Here is a 17094-nt window from a genome sequence, read left to right on the forward strand (position 1 = left end):
GCGTAAAACACTGATGCTTAATTTAATAGATGATAATTATAAGAAAATCAGCAAGCCCTACTTAAACATAGTCTCTCTTCTTCTTAGTCTTTTTTCTTAATTCGTAATTCTATTCTATTTTTTCACTCACTACTCACTACTACTCGTTTTATTCTGTTCTAAGTGACTCAACAGGATTAGATATAGCCGCTTTTATAGTTTTGCTAGCTATTGTTACCATAGCTATAAACATAGCAATCCCTCCAGCTGCAAGAAATATCCAAATATTAAGATCAATGCGATAAGCATAGTTCTGTAACCATTTACTCAGTGTATACCAAGCGATTGGTGTTGCAATAACAAAAGCAATAATAACCAACTTTAAAAAATCCCTAGTAAGAAGTATTGTAATTGCAGACACACTTGCACCTACAATTTTACGAACCCCTATTTCTTTTCGACGTTGCGCCACAATAAGCAAAGACATTGCGAATAAACCAATACAACTCAAAATGATAGCAAGGATAGAACCGCTCCCGATCATCGTGATCATGGTGCGCTCGTTACGTAATGTGCGATCTATATTTTCATTTAAAAATGAGCCTTCAAATTCTGCATTAGGCTCAATAGTTTCCCAAGCTGTTTTCACATCATCATAAGCTTGTTCTAAATTTTGCGGTGTCACCTTCACATAAACATTGCTTAAGTTCCAATTGGGAAGGGCAAATAAAGACATTGGGGCAATATTTTGATCGAGTTCCTGAAAATTAAAGTCCTTAACCACGCCAACAATATCGTAAGATGCCTCATCAAGTTTTATTTTAGAAGCCAGTATATCATCCTCATTAAGAAGTTTAGCCATAGCGTCATTAATAATAACCGATAGACTATCACTAGCGAGGTTATTTCGGAACGACCGACCTTGGATAACCTCTAAATCTAAGGTCTCAATATAATCGGTATCAACAACGACCATGTGTGTATCTACACCACGACCTTTATAATCAAAACCTAAAATACTTGTAGACCGAGATCCATTTTTACCAAGACCTAAAATGTTGTTGGATGCGGTTATACTCACAATATTCGGTTTATCTTGAAGTGCATCTCGAATTAATTGCATCGCTTGCTGATCATTACGCTTGCCATTGAGAGGAAATGCAATGACCTGATCTTTATTGAAGCCCAAATCTTTGGTTCGCATAAACTCTACCTGATTCCAAAGTACTAGGGTTCCACTAATAAGTAATATCGCAATACCGAATTGTAATACCATTAAACTATTGCGCAAGTAATCTTTTCCGCTACTATCCAATTTACCCTTTAAACTCTGCAACGTACCAAGACGACTCATTAATAGCGCTGGATAGCCACCTGCTATTAGCGTAATCAACAGCACTCCCAAACCTAGCACGAGTAGCAATGAAGGGTTCAATAATATGGCAAATGAAGCTTGCGTTCTAAATAGGGTTTGGAAAGGGTCTAATAAAAGCATCGCCATTAAAATACCCATACTTATTGATACTAAAAAAACGAGCATACTTTCCCCCCAAAACTGAAAAAATAACTGTTTTTGGTTTGCACCTAAAGTTTTACGCATTCCAATCTCACGCAACCTTTGTGCACTTTTAGCAATACTCATATTAATAAAGTTAACGCAAGCAATACATAAAATTAGAAAGGCAATACCTAATACGAGATAGGGCATCGTACGATTTACCGTTACTGCGCCTTGATTAAAATTAGCAAATCGTACATCTGCCAAAGGCAACAATTTAATTTGTCTATAATCACCATTCGCATTCGGTTGAATTCCGTCACGTTTCGCATTATCAATTTCGTTTTTATAGTGTAGCTGTGTGAAATTTGTGGTACTCTTTTCAAACTGTTTTGGCCTTATTCCTTCAGAAAGTTGCATATAGACCTCATGATTCTGAATGTCCCAACGTCATGATTCTGAATGTCCCAACGTCCTATTGCTAGGGCGTAGGCATGTAACGGCTGACTTTTAAAATTAAGTATCACATCAAAACCCATAGAGCTTGTATTAGGGAAATCTTCCACAATGGCTGTCACCGTAAATGGCACGTTTTTTTCGTCTCTTAAAATAGTGACTGTTTGCCCAATAGGATTTTTATCCCCAAAGAGTCGATTTGCAGCGAGTTCGGTCATGGCGACTGAAGATTCTGAAGTTATTGGATTCTTTTTATCACCTTTTAGGATTGGATAGCTGAACATATAAAAAAAATCGGGATCGACATAAGCACCATTCATCTGCAATTGCTTGTCTTCATAATTTAATAACACACCAGATCCATTATAGCGTGTTATCTTCTCAACTCCTGAAATTTCATCGCGTAATGCCGAAGCAAAAGGTTCAGATTTTGATATATTAGCTTTGATACCGTTTAGTTCACTGTCTTCAGAATATACTTGATAAAGATTCTCCCCATGGTCATGGAAACGATCATAAGATAGTTGAAAAAAGGCAAACATCGCTAACAGTATTGCCACTCCAAATGCAGCAGTTAGACCAACCATGTTTAGCGCAGTAAACGTTCTATTTTTCCAAAGATTTCTAAGTGCTATTTTGAAATAATTTAAAATCATGATTTTTAGTTATTATTTTTAAATTGCTTTTAAATTGCTTTTAAATTGTTGCTGTGAAAAAACTCTCGCAAATCTACCTATCGGCAGAATGGGTCGCAAAGTTTTTAATTTACAACTTTCTTCTTTCTACTCACTATCCACCACTCACCACTCACCACTACTCATTTTATTCAGTTTTCAGACTATTTACTGGATTTGTCATCGCTGCTTTAATGGCTTGAAAACTTACTGTTAGAAAAGCGATACCTAGCGCCAGACCACCTGAAACTGCAAATATCCACCAGCTTATGTCCATTCGGTAGGCGAAATCCTGTAACCATTTGTTCATGATGAACCAAGAGATAGGAGTAGCGATGACTATGGAAATCAGTACCAATTTCAGGAAATCTTTACTCAACAGATTCACAATTCCCATTGAAGAGGCCCCAAGAACCTTGCGTATTCCTATTTCTCTTCGACGTTGCAACGTGCTGTAGGACGCTAGTCCTAGCAATCCCAAACAAGAGATAAAAATGGCAAGTAGTGCAAAACTCAGAAAAAGTGTACCAAAGCGTCTTTCTGCCTCATACTGCTCTTTAAATAATTCATTTACAAAAGCGTATTCAAAAGTGGTATTGGGATAGGCTTTTTTAAAGCTATTCTCTATAATAGCAATCGTAGCACTGACATCATTCCCCGTCATTTTTAAATTGATTAAAGTGTTACCTGAACTGTTGTAGACCATGCTCAGCGGTACGATTTCTTCTTTTAGCGAAGTCATATGAAAGTCTTTTACGACACCGATAATCTTGCCTTTTCTGCCCCATTGATCAAAACCTTTGCCTATGATTTGTTCTGGATCTGAATAACCCAATAGTCCAAATGCTTTTTCATTTATGATCATAGATTCTAGACTGTCGCTAGCTAAGTCTTTTGAAAAATTTCTACCAGCTAGTAGCTTGAGATCAAATTGATTGATATAATCATCGTCTATTCTATACCGGTCAATAGTGAGCGTCTGCTCATTGCCTTGTTGATTTACAATTTTAGTTAAGGCGGTACTGTTATCCCCACCACCACCAGGTACAGTCGCTGCAGTGGTTATGGAAATAATATTGGGAATATTGCTAAGTTCATCAATCATTATTTTTTGCTTTGCACTGCCGTCAGTTTCTACGATCATTACCTGATTCATATCAAATCCTAAATCCTGACTGCGCATATAATCAATCTGATTATAGACTATGATCGTACTCACAATCATTATAACAGAGATAGTAAACTGACTAATAACTAGTCCTTTTCGCAATTTGGAGCCGGAGGAACTACTGGATAACTTTCCTTTTAAAACTTTTATGGGTTTAAATGAAGATAAAACCAACGCGGGATAGGATCCAGCTACGAGCGCTATTAATAGCGCCATGCCAAATAGACTTATGGGATAGATAGGACGGTCCCATATACTGCTTGCGATTTCCTTGCCTGCAAGTGTATTAAAATAGGGGAGTGCTAGCCATGTAAAACCTATGGCTAGCAAAAAGGCAAACAAACAGATGACGATAGATTCACTTAAAAACTGAATGGAGAGTTGCCCTTTTTTGGCGCCTATAACCTTACGTATTCCGACTTCCTTGGCGCGTTCTACAGATCTTGCAGTCGTTAAATTTATAAAATTGATAGCGGCAATTAAAAGAATGAAAAGAGCCACGATAAGGAAAATATAAACATTGCCTATTTGGGGAGAAGATCCACGTTCAGAATACAAGTAGATATCCTCAATAGGTTCTAAAAAGTAGGTGAGTTTCAACTCGGCTTCTTTCATGATTTCACCATGAGCGCGTTCGTTGTATGAGGCAATTTTAGCTTCTAGCGCTTTCGGGTTTACATTTTTATTCAGCAAAACAAAACCACGGTTAGTGAAATCACCCCAAGACTCCTTCAAATCTGGATCCAAAACTTCTGTATAGGTGGACATGGAGATAAGTATATCACTTTTAATTTGAGTGTTTTTTGGATTGTCCTTCATCACTCCTGTAACAGTAGCTATTCTATTGTCATCCATTATTTTCAGGGTCTTACCTAGCGCATTTTCATCTCCAAAATATTTTTTAGCAGTAGTTTCTGATAGCACCAAACTGAAGGGTGTTTTAAGTGCTTCAATCGGATTTCCCTGCAATAACTCATAATCAAAGATTTGAAAGAAACTTTCATCTACCCCCAATACTTTGCTTTCATGGTAATTGTTATTATCTAGACGCACATCAAATTCCGTATCATTTAATCTGGTATTGTTTTCAATTTCTGGAAATTCGGCAGTAATCTCACTTAAAATATTCCAGTCTACAACAGGCGTTTTATATGTATTAGAAGGGGTCTCAATGTCTGTTACAACTCTATAAAGTTGATCCTTATTAGAGTGAAAAGACTCATAGCTCATCTCATAACCGATGTACAATAGCAATAAAAAGCCTGCCGTCATTCCTACCGCAAGACCGCCTATATTAATGGCAGAATAGCTTTTGTGTCGCCATAGGTTCCTAAAGGCAATTTTGAAATAATTTTTAAACATGGTTCTTAGTTATTATTAGTTGGTTTCTTTTTTTAATTGTTGCAAGCCGCTTTATTCAAAAAAAAGTCTCGCAAAGGTTTTTATCTATTCTTTTTTTTATTCACTACTTAAATTAAGCCTCTCTTCTTCTCAGTCTTTTTTTTGATTCGTAATTCCATTTTATTTTTTCCCTCACCACTCACCACTCATCGTTTTATTCTGTTCGTAATGATTCTACAGGATTAGAGGTCGCTGCTTTAATAGCCTGAAAACTTACAGTAATTAAAGTGATGATTAATGCGCCAAAACAGGCAATCGCAAACACATCCCAACCGACAGGCGTTCTATAGTTGAACTTTTGCAACCACTCTTTCATAATATAGTAGGCCAATGGAGACGCAATCAATAAGGCAATAACGACAAGGGTGATGAAATCTTTGGAGAGTAATAACCACAACTGGCTGATAGAGGCTCCTAATACTTTTCTAACACCGATCTCTTTTGTTCTTTGCTCAGCAACGAAGGATGCCAATCCGAAAAGACCTAGACAACTAATAAAAATAGCTAAAGCTGTAAATACGCTTGCTAAACTGGCGATACGTTCTTCAGATTTAAATTTCGCGCCATATTCTTCATCTACAAACTGATAATCGAACGGGGTGTTTGGGAAATTTCTTTTAAAGACCCCTTCAATAAGTGTTAAGTTTTCGCTAGTACTTTTTTCTGGATTCAGTCTAAGGTTGTAAAAAGCTACATTATCATAACTATCAAAAATATACAAAGCTTGTTTTACAGGATTGTAAGGCGATTGTATGATCATATCTTCCACAACGCCAACAATTTTCAAAGGTGGATTTGGATTTTCGATATCTGAATCTCTGATATACTTTCCGATAGGATCTATAAGTCCCATATATTTTACTGCGGTTTCATTAATCAAAACTGCATTTGAATCTGAAGCGAATTCTCTCGAAAATCCACGTCCTTGTACAACCTTTAAACCCAATGTTTCTGTAAATTCATAAGACACCCTAGTATGTGCAAAATCTTCTTGAAAACCTGCGGATTTACCATCCCAAGTGAAGCCAGACTGATTGGACCAGACATTTGTCATTGGCCCGCTCGTACCAGCCATCTCTGCAGCACCACCTGAAGCAATAAATTGTTCGCGCAACAGATCTTGTTTTCCAATAAATTCACTACTCATTACGGGAATTTGAATTAAGCCTTCCTTATCATAACCAACGGGTCTATCCTTACTGAATTGAATCTGATTCATCACCACAAGCGTTCCAATAATTAAAGCAACAGAAACGGTAAACTGAGTCACAACTAAAACTTTTCGAGGTAACGCTGAATAGCGTCCTGCTTTAAATGTGCCTTTTAAAACTTCGACTGGGTTGAAAGCCGATAAGTATAAGGCCGGGTAACTACCTGCTAAAATTGACGTGATAATTACAAAGAGTAATGAAATTAACCAGAACTGACTATTTGCCCACGGAAAAATAATCGATTTACTAGCCAGATGATTAAATCCATTTAAGAATAATAATACCAGGCTAAGTGCACCAATAAACGATATAAAAACAATTAAAAAGGATTCACTTAGAAACTGTAAAACAAGCTGACTACGTTGAGAACCAATCGATTTTCTGATGCCAACTTCAGTTGCTCGTTTTTCTGAACGTGCTGTACTTAGATTCACAAAGTTGATACACGCTAATAGCAAAATAAATAAACCTATAACTCCAAATAACCAGACGTTTTCTATGCGCCCTCCACTTTGAATTCCATTTTCAAAATCACTTCTTAAATGCCACTTTTCCATTGGAAATAAAAATAATTGTGGATTATATTGAACCAACTCAGGATCTGCATTTTTCTTAACATCACTAATTTTTGAGGTTACAACATCCATAGATGTGTTTTCATTAATTTGAACAAAAAGTTGAAATGAATTATTTCCCCAATTATCCTTGGACCATTTTAACCATTCTTGTGTGGTTACATACTGTTTCCAAGGGATGATGTACTTCATTTCGCTAAATGAATTATTTGCTGGAATATCTTTGTAAATGGCAGTGACCATTAAGTCGTCTTTGTTGTTAATTTTTATGACTTTTCCTAGTGCAGTTTCATTTCCAAATAAAGTACTGGCTGCAGATTCAGCTAGCATAATTGAATTTTTCTCTTTAAGACCATTTTTAAGACCTGCAATAATATCTAAACCCAGCATGTCTGGCGCAGCTTTTTGCATGGCATTTCCAGTTTTGTAAATGTTGGTTTCTCCAAATTTTAGGTACTGTGATTGCTCCCAAGATGCCATAACAATATGCTTAAAATTAGCCTTGTAATTTTCACGTAGGGCAAATTCTAAGGGTCTTGGAATTGAAGGACCAGTGCTAATATTACCATTAGTCGTTTGACTTTGATAAATCTGGGCAATACTGTCCTTATTTTTATAATGGTTATTAAAATTAAGCTCATCTGCAATCCATAGGCCAATTAAGATGGTCGCTGCCATGCCTATGGCTAAACCAGAAATATTGATAAAGGAATACACCTTATTTTTAATAAGATTTCTAAAGGCTATTTTGAAATAATTTTTAAACATCTTTTTTAGTTATTATTCGTTAGGTGCTTATTAATTGTCCCACCATTTAAAAAAAATATCTGTCACATCTAACTGTCAGCAGAACTGCAAAGGTTTTTATTTAGATTTCTCATTTCTCATTTCTCATTTCTCATTTCTTAGTCTTTAGCTTTTAGCAATTAGTGTCCATTTATTCATAAACCAGATTAGTCTATTTTCTTTTCTCTATGTTCTCATCTCTCACTACAAGCTAAAAGCTACAGACTTCCGACTAACTAACACCCTCTACTCAATCTTCAAACTCTCCGTCGGATTCGCTATCGCTGATTTCACAGCTTGGAGGCCTACCGTAAAGGATGTAATTAGCAAGGCCATTAATCCACCTATTGCGAACATCCACCATTGAATAGTAATGCTATGAGCAAAACCAGATAACCACGCGTTCATTACATACCAAGCTATAGGAATAGCTAAAATGGCCGCTATGCCTACAAGAAGGATGTAATCTTTAGAAAGTAAAATGATAATCTTTAACACTCCAGAACCCAAAACTTTTCTGATGCCTATTTCTTTCACACGTCTTTTGGCCATAAAAGAAATCAATCCGAACATGCCTAAACACGAAATAAAGATGGTTAAGAGTGCTACTACATTTACGGTTTTCAACATGCCTTCAATTAAACGGTATTGCGCACTGACTTTATCAGTTAAAAATTCTTGTTCATAGGTTCTTCGAGATTCAATAGTGCCAAATCCATTTACGATAAGTTCTTCTACTGTCTTTTCATGTCCCTTCTCTACCTTTACGGAAAGAAAGCGAGGGTAGGATAAATCCTCTTTATCACGATAAAAATGGATAAGGGGTTCTACTGCATTTTGCATATCTTGAAAGTGAAAATCTTCCATAACTCCCACAATAGGATAACTAGATGAGGTGTTTCCTTTTGCTTTCAATTGTTTGCCTTCAATAGCATCCCATCCTAAAGCTTTCATTGCTGTTCTATTTATGAGTACTGGGTAATCATCAGCTTGATCTAGGTTTTTATCAAAATCTCGTCCCATTACCAATGGAATTTCGAAGGTCTGGAGGTAGTCTTGATCTGATCTTGCGTAACGCATTCTAACTTCATTATCTGTTTTAGGATCATACAGTTGCGTGTAATTAAAATTATAGTCGGAGGGAATTCCATCACTTACTGAAACATTTTTCACATAAGAATTCGCTTCGAGTTTGTCTAATAAGGCATTAAAATTTGACGAAGCTGTTTCTTCATTTTTGAACTCTAGATTGATGTTACCCACTAGAATATTCTCCTTGCTAAAACCCAAAGGAGCATTTTTCATAAAACCAATTTGACTATTTAAGATAACAGCGACACAGATAAATAGAATCGCAATACTAAATTGCAGTACTATAAATGAGTTACGAACAAGAAAATTACTTTTAATAGCGTTTAGTTTACCCTTTATTCCTGTTGAAATAGGTATGGAGATAAACCGTAAAGTGGGAAGTATACCTACTATCAAAGTTACTAGAAGCCCCAATGCCACAACAAATAAAATCACGGGATAATCTTTTTCTACTGAAAAGGAAATCTTTCCAAAGTCAGCACCATAAACTGAATTTAATTTTGGTAATAAAAAGCCTAGAAAAAGGAGCGCTGAAATGCAGATAGATGCAAAGACCAATATGCCATTCTCCATGCAAAACTGAATGATAATATGTTTTTTACTACCCCCTAATATTTTTCGTACCGCTATATCTTTAGTCCGGCGATACATTGTTGATGCATTTAGATTGAGCAGGTTGATCAGTGCAATGAGTAATATAAAAACCGATGCGGCTATACACCCATTAATAATGGTTTCTACCACAGGAATACTTTCTATTCTAATGCCTGAAAAAGGCAATGCTTTTAAGGCTGCAACTATACTTGGATCGGTATAGTTTTTTTGAACCAATTCTTCCACACGGCTTTCAAAGGCTTCAATATCTGTATTTGGTCTTAATTTTAAATAATTCAAGCTAAAGCTATCACTCCAATTCGAACGTCCTTTAAAACTGGGATAACTTTCTAAAAGTTGGGCAGGCATCACCACACCCATCCGAAAAGCAGAATACGGACTAATCGGTTCTAAAACTCCGGTAATTGTGAGGTTTAAGCTGTCATTTGCTTTTAGGATTTCTCCAACAGGATTCTTTTTTCCAAATATTTTCTCACTCACTTTATGGGTAAGGACAATAGAATACTTTTTATCTAAAGCCGTTTCGCGATTACCATGTTTTAAGGCTAAAGAGAAAACATCAAAAAATGCTGGCTCCACATAATCAGTTTGTTCTTGAAATTCCAATTCGCCATATTCTAGCCAAGGATTATTCCAGCCTTGTAAATGCGAACCTGCGACTACTTCTGGGGAAGATTTAATGATTTCATTTAGGAGTAGATAGGGCGTTTCTGTGTACGAATCTCCACCTGTAGTATATGTTTTTAAATAAAAGATATTCTCTTGATCCTCAATATTAGCATCCGCATCATAATACGCATATACAGAAAAAATAAGAGTCAATACACTACCAATCCCTATACTTAAGCCTAACAGGTTAAGTGTAGAAAGCAATTTGTTTTTCCACAGATTTCGAAAAGATATTTTAAGGTGATTTTTAAGCATAATTTCTATGGCTTACTATTCGTTTTTATTAAATTTATTTTACTTCCTTGAATCTTTGATTTCAGTATCTAATTGATTTGGCTTCAACACTTCGGTATAAGTTGATTAATTGATTTTATACTGAAGCATTTTCCACCTAATTGATTCATTCAATTTCTTGTTCGTTTTTTATTTTAATTTTCAACTTCAATTATGTTATCTGCGTTTTAACAGACCTTTTAGGTTTTCAAAACCTGAAAGGTCTTGGTTCATTGATCATTTAAACGATGCAATTTTCAGTTCCACGTTAATTATTTTAATTTCCTGTTTGTTTTTGTTCCTTTTTTAAAACTCATGTTCAATTTCGATTTCATCTTATGCCAAAATATTCTCTGTCACTTTCTGTCCGTCCAGCATTCTAATGATGCGGTGACTGTATTTGGCATCGTGTTCACTGTGTGTTACCATAATAATGGTCGTGCCAGCTTCGTTGAGGTCTATCAGTAAGTCCATGACTTCGTTCCCATTGGTGCTATCTAAGTTACCTGTTGGTTCATCTGCCAAAATTAATTTCGGGTTATTGACTACAGCTCGGGCCACAGCAACACGTTGTTGTTGACCACCAGATAATTGCTGTGGAAAGTGATTGCGACGGTGCATAATTCCCATTTTTTCTAAAACCGCTTCCACTTGTTTTTTGCGTTCAGCTGTTTTTACACCGGTATAAATCAAGGGCAATTCCACATTTTCAAAAACCGTAAGTTCATCGATGAGGTTAAAACTCTGAAAGACAAAACCGATATTGTGCTTTCGTAATTCAGAACGTTTGCGTTCATTGTAACCGGCTACTTCCACACCATTAAATAAAAAGCTTCCGCTATTGGGATCATCTAATAGTCCAAGAATGTTTAGTAGTGTTGATTTACCGCAACCAGAAGGTCCCATAATGGCTACAAACTCACCTTCTTTCACTCCAAAAGACAATTTGTTTAGAGCTATTGTTTGCACTTCTTCCGTTTTATAATACTTTTCTAAATCTTTAATTTGTATCATTTACTTCTTTTTTTATGATCCCAGCGAAAGCAAGAATCTGTTAATTTTTATTATAATTAGTATTCAATTTTGCATTTACTTTATTCTGTAATTGTATTTTTCTCACCACTCACCACTCACCACTCACCACTCATTTCTTTGTTCCAACTTCTGTATTCAATATTCGATATTCAACATTCTCACCACTCACCACTCATTTCTTTGTTCCAACTTCTGTATTCAATATCCGATATTCAACATTCTCACCACTCATTTCTTTATTCCAACTTCTGTATTCGATATTCTCACCCCTCATTTCTTTATTCTAACTTCTGTATTCGATATTCAACATTCTCACCACTCATTTCTTTATTCCAACTTCTGTATTCGATATTCTCACCACTCACCACTCACCACTCACCACTCATTTCTTTATTCCAACTTCTGTATTCAATATTCGATATTCTCACCACTCATTTCTTTATTCCAACTTCTGTATTCAATATTCTCACCCCTCATTTCTTTATTCTAACTTCTGTATTCGATATTCAATATTCGATATTCTCACCACTCACCACTCATTTCTTTATTCCAACTTCTGTATTCAACATTCTCACCCCTCATTTCTTTATTCTAACTTCTGTATTCAATATTCGATATTCAACATTCTCACCACTCATTTCTTTATTCCAACTTCTGTATTCGATATTCGATATTCAATATTCTCACCACTATTTTCTCACTTCTAAAAAACTCTATTTCAAAATCAACTCCTCTGTATCTCCAAAGGAATCATAACTTGAAGTCACCACTTTATCTCCAGGATTTAAACCTTCAAGCACCTCATAATATTCTGTATTCTGGCTTCCTAGTCTAATATTAACTTTGTAAGCAGTAGACCCCTCTTCACTAATTTTAAAAATCCAATTGCCTCCTGTTTTTTGAAAGAATCCGCCTTTAGAAACGAGCAAAGCTTCTTTCTCCGCGCTCAATGCTACCCGAATCTGTAGATTCTGTCCTCTTCTAATACCTTTTGGTACATCTCCTTCAAACTTCATATCGACCTGAAAACGACCATTGGTAACCTGAGTAAAAACTTTTTTAATGGTTAACGTGTAGTTCTTATTATTCAATGTGAATGTTCCGGTTTGGCCATTGTAAATTCTAGAGATATAATGTTCATCTATATCCACTCTTACTTTGTATCCAATGGTTACATCTACTTGTCCAAGCCGAGTGCCTTTAGTTATAGACTGGCCTATTTCTGCATCAAGCGATGTCAACTGACCATCAATAGGAGCACGGACCACTAAATCACCTACTTTTTTGCGCATTAATTCTAACGCACTTTGTGTTCTGATATAAGAGTTTTTTGCTTGGTTGTTTTCGACTTGCGTAGAAATTGTATCCTCAGATAAAACACGCTTAGCCAGTTTCATACGTTCTTTTTGGTATTCAAAATTATTGTGAGACGATTCGTAATCCATTCTACCAATAGCACCATTATCGTATAAACGTTTGTTTAAATTATAGACGCGTTTTGCTTCAATTAAACTGTTTTCTACATCCGTAAATTGATTTTGTCTATTAATGGTGTTTTGACGCGCTGCATTCTGGGAAATCTGCATTTGCGTTAATAAATTATAAACCGATGTTTCTTGATTGATCAAGCTTAACTCCAAATCGGTATTAGATAATCTTAAGATGGGTTGCCCTTGTTCTAAAATCGCACCGTCTTCTACAAATTTCTCTTCTACACGTCCACCTTCTAGAGCATCCAAATAAATAGTTGTAATGGGCAAGACAATACCATTAACAGGAATGTTTTCTTGAAAAATAGCTTTATTCACTGTATGAATAGAAATCCGTTCTGTCTCTACATTTAATTTGGAACCTCCAGAAGTTTGAAGAATCACATATAGTATTAAAGCGATGATGGCCAAAACACCACCTATAAGCCCGAGCTTTTGGTTTGAAAATTTTTTCTTTTTAAGAGGTACGTCCATTTTTAAATTTTTAATTCAATTATATAAGTAGTGAAGATGATGCCAAAGCTATAAATCACTGTATATCAGTATTTAAAATTTAAAGCGAAACTAAATATGTTCGATTTTGATACAGGTTATGTCCGAAAACGAACACTATCAAATCCTATTGGACTTTTAGTTTTTGAAGTTTAATTAGCTAGATATAAATTCGTAATATTGTCATAATGGTTTTAAAAAATTCAAAAATACTAGTCATAGACGATGATGCCGATGTGCTTATGGCAATGCGATTGCTTCTAAAGCCTTTCGTAAAAGAGGTGGTTATCGAAAAGAACCCTAATAATATTTTATCTCAAATTGATAAAGTCAGTTATGATATTATCATATTGGACATGAATTTTAATGGGTTAGTAAATACGGGTAATGAAGGTATTTTTTGGCTGAATGAAATCAGAAAACAAAAACCTGAAACGTCTGTTATTTTAATGACGGCCTATGCTGAAATTGATTTAGCCATAAGAGGATTAAAGGAGGGAGCTGCAGACTTTTTAATGAAGCCTTGGAAGAATGAAAAGATCATTGAGACTATAACTACAATTCTTAATCATAAGAAGTCTAAAAGCACTCAAAAGAGTCAACTTAAATCAAGCACTGTAGAAATTATTGGTGATAGCATCCTTATGAAGGACGTCTATGTCAAATTAAGAAAAGTAGCTCCAACAGATGCCAATGTATTAGTCCTTGGAGAAAATGGTACGGGTAAAGATTTAATTACTAGAGCTTTACACGATAATTCTCATAGACGAGACAAAGCTTTTATTAAAGTTGATGTAGGTGCCTTAACTGCATCTCTTTTTGAAAGTGAATTATTTGGTTACAAAAAAGGAGCGTTTACAGACGCCAGAGAAGATAGAAAAGGTCGCTTTGAAGCAGCAAACGGCGGCACTTTATTTTTAGATGAAATAGGAAATATCAGTTTAAGTCAGCAAGCAAAGCTTTTAACAGTACTTCAAAATAGACAGGTGACTCCTTTAGGATCAAATGAAGCCATTCCCCTGGATATCAGATTGATCTGTGCCACCAATAGTGATCCAAAATTACTAGCTGACGAAAGCAAATTCAGAAAAGATTTAATTTATAGAATCAATACGGTTGATATTGTAGTTCCACCTTTAAGAGATCGAGGTACAGATATAATGGAATTGTCGCGTCATTTTATTTCCATATATGCTGAAAAATATAACAAGAATCCATTTTCTTTTGATGCTGGATTTATTTCAAAATTGAAAAAACACGACTTTCCTGGGAATGTAAGGGAGCTTCAATATGTTTTAGAGCGTGCTATTATTATGACTGATGGACACCTTTTAAAAGCGGAAGATTTGGTATTTTCATCTATAGAGCGACCTATAACCACACCGAGTCTAGAAAGTAAAAGCTTAAACCTAGACGATTTGGAAAAAAATGCTATTCTAACCGTATTAGAGAAACACAAAGGAAATGTTTCTAAATCTGCTAAAGAACTTGGCATTACCAGAGCAGCCTTATACAGACGACTAGAGAAGTATGAACTATAACGCTTACATTTTAAAACTATTTTTCAGAATCCTACTTCTGGTTTGTACCATACTCGCCTTTGGGTATAGCATCTACATAGATAAAACGGCTTACAGTATTTTGATAAGCATCGGTTTATTTTATTTAATTATTAATACGTACACCTTCGTAAAACGCCGTTTTTTAGCCATGGACGATTTTTTTGAAGCTGTTAAATATCGTGACTTTTCTAGATGGTTTCCTGAGGATAGAGGACCAAAAGACATTCGGTTTTTATATACGGGGTTCAATGAAATTAATAGAACCATTAAAGAAATTAATTCTCAAAATCAAGCACAATACGTCTATCTACAAAAGATTTTAGAAATGGTAGATATTGGTATTATCGCTTATAATCTTGAATCTGGTGATGTGCTTTGGAGCAACGATTCCTTTGGCGAAATATTAGACATGCCCTCTTTTAAAAATATTCGATTTGTTGAAAATAGAAAACCAGAATTGTTTACTACCATTTTTGAAACTTACCACAGAGAACCAGATTCACTTTCCATAGCCTTACAAAATGATAACATAAAAATTTTAATTTCTGATACTGTTTTTCAAGTGGAAGCTGATGCGTTTAAACTCATCGTAATTCAGAATATTGACGATACTTTAAATAAAAATGAATCGGAATCGTGGAAAAAATTATTGAGTGTAATGACGCACGAAATTATGAATTCCATTACACCAATTTCATCATTAGCAGACACCTTACAAATGAACTTAAAAGTTGCTATTGAAAAACCCAAAGAATCGCATTTAGAATTGGATGATCTCAGTGCTGGTATAAAAACTATTAAAAACCGAAGTGAAGGCCTTTTAAAATTTGCAAAAACCTACCGCAGTCTTAGCAAAGTCACTCACCTTAATTTGCAAAGGACTAGGGTTTCTGAATTATTCAATAACATTCAATTACTTATGCAGCCTTCTCTAGAAGCTAAGCATATTGGAATAGAATTCAAGATCACATCTTCAAAATTAGAATTGGATATAGATGCGCATCTTATTGAACAAGTTTTAATTAACCTGATCTTGAATGCTGTTGACGCTTGCAAAAATAAAGACGATGCAAAGATTAAAGTATTTGCATCTCAAAACACGAATAGAGCAATTGTTCTAAAAGTCATTGATAATGGCTCTGGAATTCCAAAAGATATTTTAGAAAATATCTTTATACCTTTCTTTACTAGTAAAGCCACAGGAAGCGGAATTGGCTTAAGCCTCTGTAAGCAAATCATGCTGCTACATAAAGGTAGGATCATTGTAAAAAGTATAGAAGGGGAAGGTTCTGTATTTAGTTTGGTCTTTTAAAAAATAAATCTGATTTATTTAAGCTTTTAAAGCCAAATGGATTGTCTAAAATTTTATAAAAATCAAAACTAGAGTGTATTCCAAATTTATGAACTTTAAGTTCTAAAGTATCGAGAATAGGTGAGTGGTGTTGAATATGCAGAAAGCAAAATTGCCATCAAATCACTGTTTTAAACACTTCTAATATTAGTTTAAACTTGATGTAATTCATATGTTATTAACACGTAATTTTGCAGACTTAAATAAGATGAGTAATGAAGCGTATAAGTGAGAATAAAAAGCTCTTTGGAGTTGAGACTAAGATTGAGTTAAAGTCTTTAAAAAAGGCCTATCGCAATTTGGTAAAAGAATGGCATCCAGATAAATTCCAAGCGGGAGATGCTTTACAAGAAGAAGCAGAGATCCAAAGCCGAAGAATTATTGATGGTTATCATTTTTTAGTCAGTATTGCCCCTGAAACTATTGAGGCCAATGCAGATCAATTCACCCAAACTGTCAACACAGGTATTGCCGACTTTCAGCATAAGAGTATGGTGTTAGAAATCACGTTTATGGATGGTACCACTTACGAGTATTTTGGTGTGACTAAACCGATCTATATTAAAATGATAAATAGCAATAAAGTTAATCGTTTTGCTAAACGTTCCATTTATCCTAATTACACGTTCAGAATGTCTAAACGTGAGCAAGAAGCTGTTTAGACGATCAACTAGCCTTACATAGATTGCACTGAGCTTACCTGACGATCCTGCACTTAGCATAGCTGAAGTATGGAAGGTAAGCCCTTTAATTTCAGGTTCTTAACT

General features: G+C 35.2%; 10 protein-coding genes. 3 read left to right on the plus strand and 7 right to left on the minus strand.

Annotation, left to right across the window (positions count from 1 at the left end):
* Nucleotides 1-148: 148 nt before the first annotated feature.
* The 7 genes from P700755_RS17115 to P700755_RS17140 form a co-directional block, all read right to left on the minus strand.
* Nucleotides 149-1897, minus strand: a complete 1749-nt coding sequence (locus tag P700755_RS17115) for an FtsX-like permease family protein (RefSeq protein ID WP_245535962.1) — start codon at nucleotides 1895-1897, stop codon at nucleotides 149-151.
* A complete protein-coding gene (locus P700755_RS20915; RefSeq protein ID WP_245535963.1) occupies nucleotides 1876-2589 on the minus strand; it encodes an ABC transporter permease in 714 nt (237 codons plus the stop codon). Before P700755_RS20915 ends, P700755_RS17115 begins: the two co-directional genes overlap by 22 nt.
* 166 nt (nucleotides 2590-2755) lie before the next feature.
* Nucleotides 2756-5137 carry an ABC transporter permease gene (locus P700755_RS17120; RefSeq protein WP_015025876.1) on the minus strand — a complete coding sequence of 794 codons (2382 nt, stop codon included), beginning with the start codon at nucleotides 5135-5137 and terminating at the stop codon, nucleotides 2756-2758.
* Between the two features lie 193 nt (nucleotides 5138-5330).
* Nucleotides 5331-7730, minus strand: a complete 2400-nt coding sequence (locus P700755_RS17125; RefSeq protein ID WP_015025877.1) for an ABC transporter permease — start codon at nucleotides 7728-7730, stop codon at nucleotides 5331-5333.
* A gap of 264 nt (nucleotides 7731-7994) precedes the next feature.
* Nucleotides 7995-10379 (minus strand): ABC transporter permease, encoded by a 2385-nt coding sequence (locus P700755_RS17130; RefSeq protein ID WP_015025878.1) that lies wholly within the window; start codon nucleotides 10377-10379, stop codon nucleotides 7995-7997.
* Nucleotides 10380-10733: 354 nt separating this feature from the next.
* The gene (locus P700755_RS17135; RefSeq protein WP_015025879.1) at nucleotides 10734-11411 is read right to left on the minus strand and encodes an ABC transporter ATP-binding protein; all 678 of its coding nucleotides are present in this window, start codon (nucleotides 11409-11411) and stop codon (nucleotides 10734-10736) included.
* Nucleotides 11412-12145: 734 nt separating this feature from the next.
* Nucleotides 12146-13396 carry an efflux RND transporter periplasmic adaptor subunit gene (locus P700755_RS17140; RefSeq protein WP_015025881.1) on the minus strand — a complete coding sequence of 417 codons (1251 nt, stop codon included), beginning with the start codon at nucleotides 13394-13396 and terminating at the stop codon, nucleotides 12146-12148.
* 206 nt (nucleotides 13397-13602) lie between these two features.
* Here P700755_RS17140 and P700755_RS17145 point away from each other — a divergent pair, with 206 nt between their 5' ends.
* From P700755_RS17145 to P700755_RS17155, 3 genes are all read left to right on the plus strand, one after another.
* Nucleotides 13603-14955 (plus strand): sigma-54-dependent transcriptional regulator, encoded by a 1353-nt coding sequence (locus P700755_RS17145; RefSeq protein ID WP_015025882.1) that lies wholly within the window; start codon nucleotides 13603-13605, stop codon nucleotides 14953-14955.
* On the plus strand, nucleotides 14945-16288 hold the full coding sequence (locus P700755_RS17150; RefSeq protein ID WP_015025883.1) for a sensor histidine kinase: 1344 nt from the start codon (nucleotides 14945-14947) through the stop codon (nucleotides 16286-16288). Before P700755_RS17145 ends, P700755_RS17150 begins: the two co-directional genes overlap by 11 nt.
* A 254-nt stretch (nucleotides 16289-16542) precedes the next feature.
* Nucleotides 16543-16989 (plus strand): KTSC domain-containing protein, encoded by a 447-nt coding sequence (locus P700755_RS17155; protein ID WP_015025884.1) that lies wholly within the window; start codon nucleotides 16543-16545, stop codon nucleotides 16987-16989.
* Nucleotides 16990-17094 lie beyond the last annotated feature (105 nt).

It is taken from the genome of Psychroflexus torquis ATCC 700755 (genome assembly GCF_000153485.2).
GTDB lineage: Bacteria > Bacteroidota > Bacteroidia > Flavobacteriales > Flavobacteriaceae > Psychroflexus > Psychroflexus torquis.

Bases quoted from the DNA above. Each gene is read 5' to 3' on its own strand.
- P700755_RS17140 (WP_015025881.1), bottom strand. From the start codon at position 13,396: ATGGACGTACCTCTTAAAAAGAAAAAATTTTCAAACCAAAAGCTCGGG.
- P700755_RS17145 (WP_015025882.1), top strand. From the start codon at position 13,603: ATGGTTTTAAAAAATTCAAAAATACTAGTCATAGACGATGATGCCGAT.
- P700755_RS17155 (WP_015025884.1), top strand. From the start codon at position 16,543: ATGAAGCGTATAAGTGAGAATAAAAAGCTCTTTGGAGTTGAGACTAAG.
- P700755_RS17115 (WP_245535962.1), bottom strand. From the start codon at position 1,897: ATGCAACTTTCTGAAGGAATAAGGCCAAAACAGTTTGAAAAGAGTACC.
- P700755_RS20915 (WP_245535963.1), bottom strand. From the start codon at position 2,589: ATGATTTTAAATTATTTCAAAATAGCACTTAGAAATCTTTGGAAAAAT.
- P700755_RS17120 (WP_015025876.1), bottom strand. From the start codon at position 5,137: ATGTTTAAAAATTATTTCAAAATTGCCTTTAGGAACCTATGGCGACAC.
- P700755_RS17135 (WP_015025879.1), bottom strand. From the start codon at position 11,411: ATGATACAAATTAAAGATTTAGAAAAGTATTATAAAACGGAAGAAGTG.
- P700755_RS17150 (WP_015025883.1), top strand. From the start codon at position 14,945: ATGAACTATAACGCTTACATTTTAAAACTATTTTTCAGAATCCTACTT.
- P700755_RS17125 (WP_015025877.1), bottom strand. From the start codon at position 7,730: ATGTTTAAAAATTATTTCAAAATAGCCTTTAGAAATCTTATTAAAAAT.
- P700755_RS17130 (WP_015025878.1), bottom strand. From the start codon at position 10,379: ATGCTTAAAAATCACCTTAAAATATCTTTTCGAAATCTGTGGAAAAAC.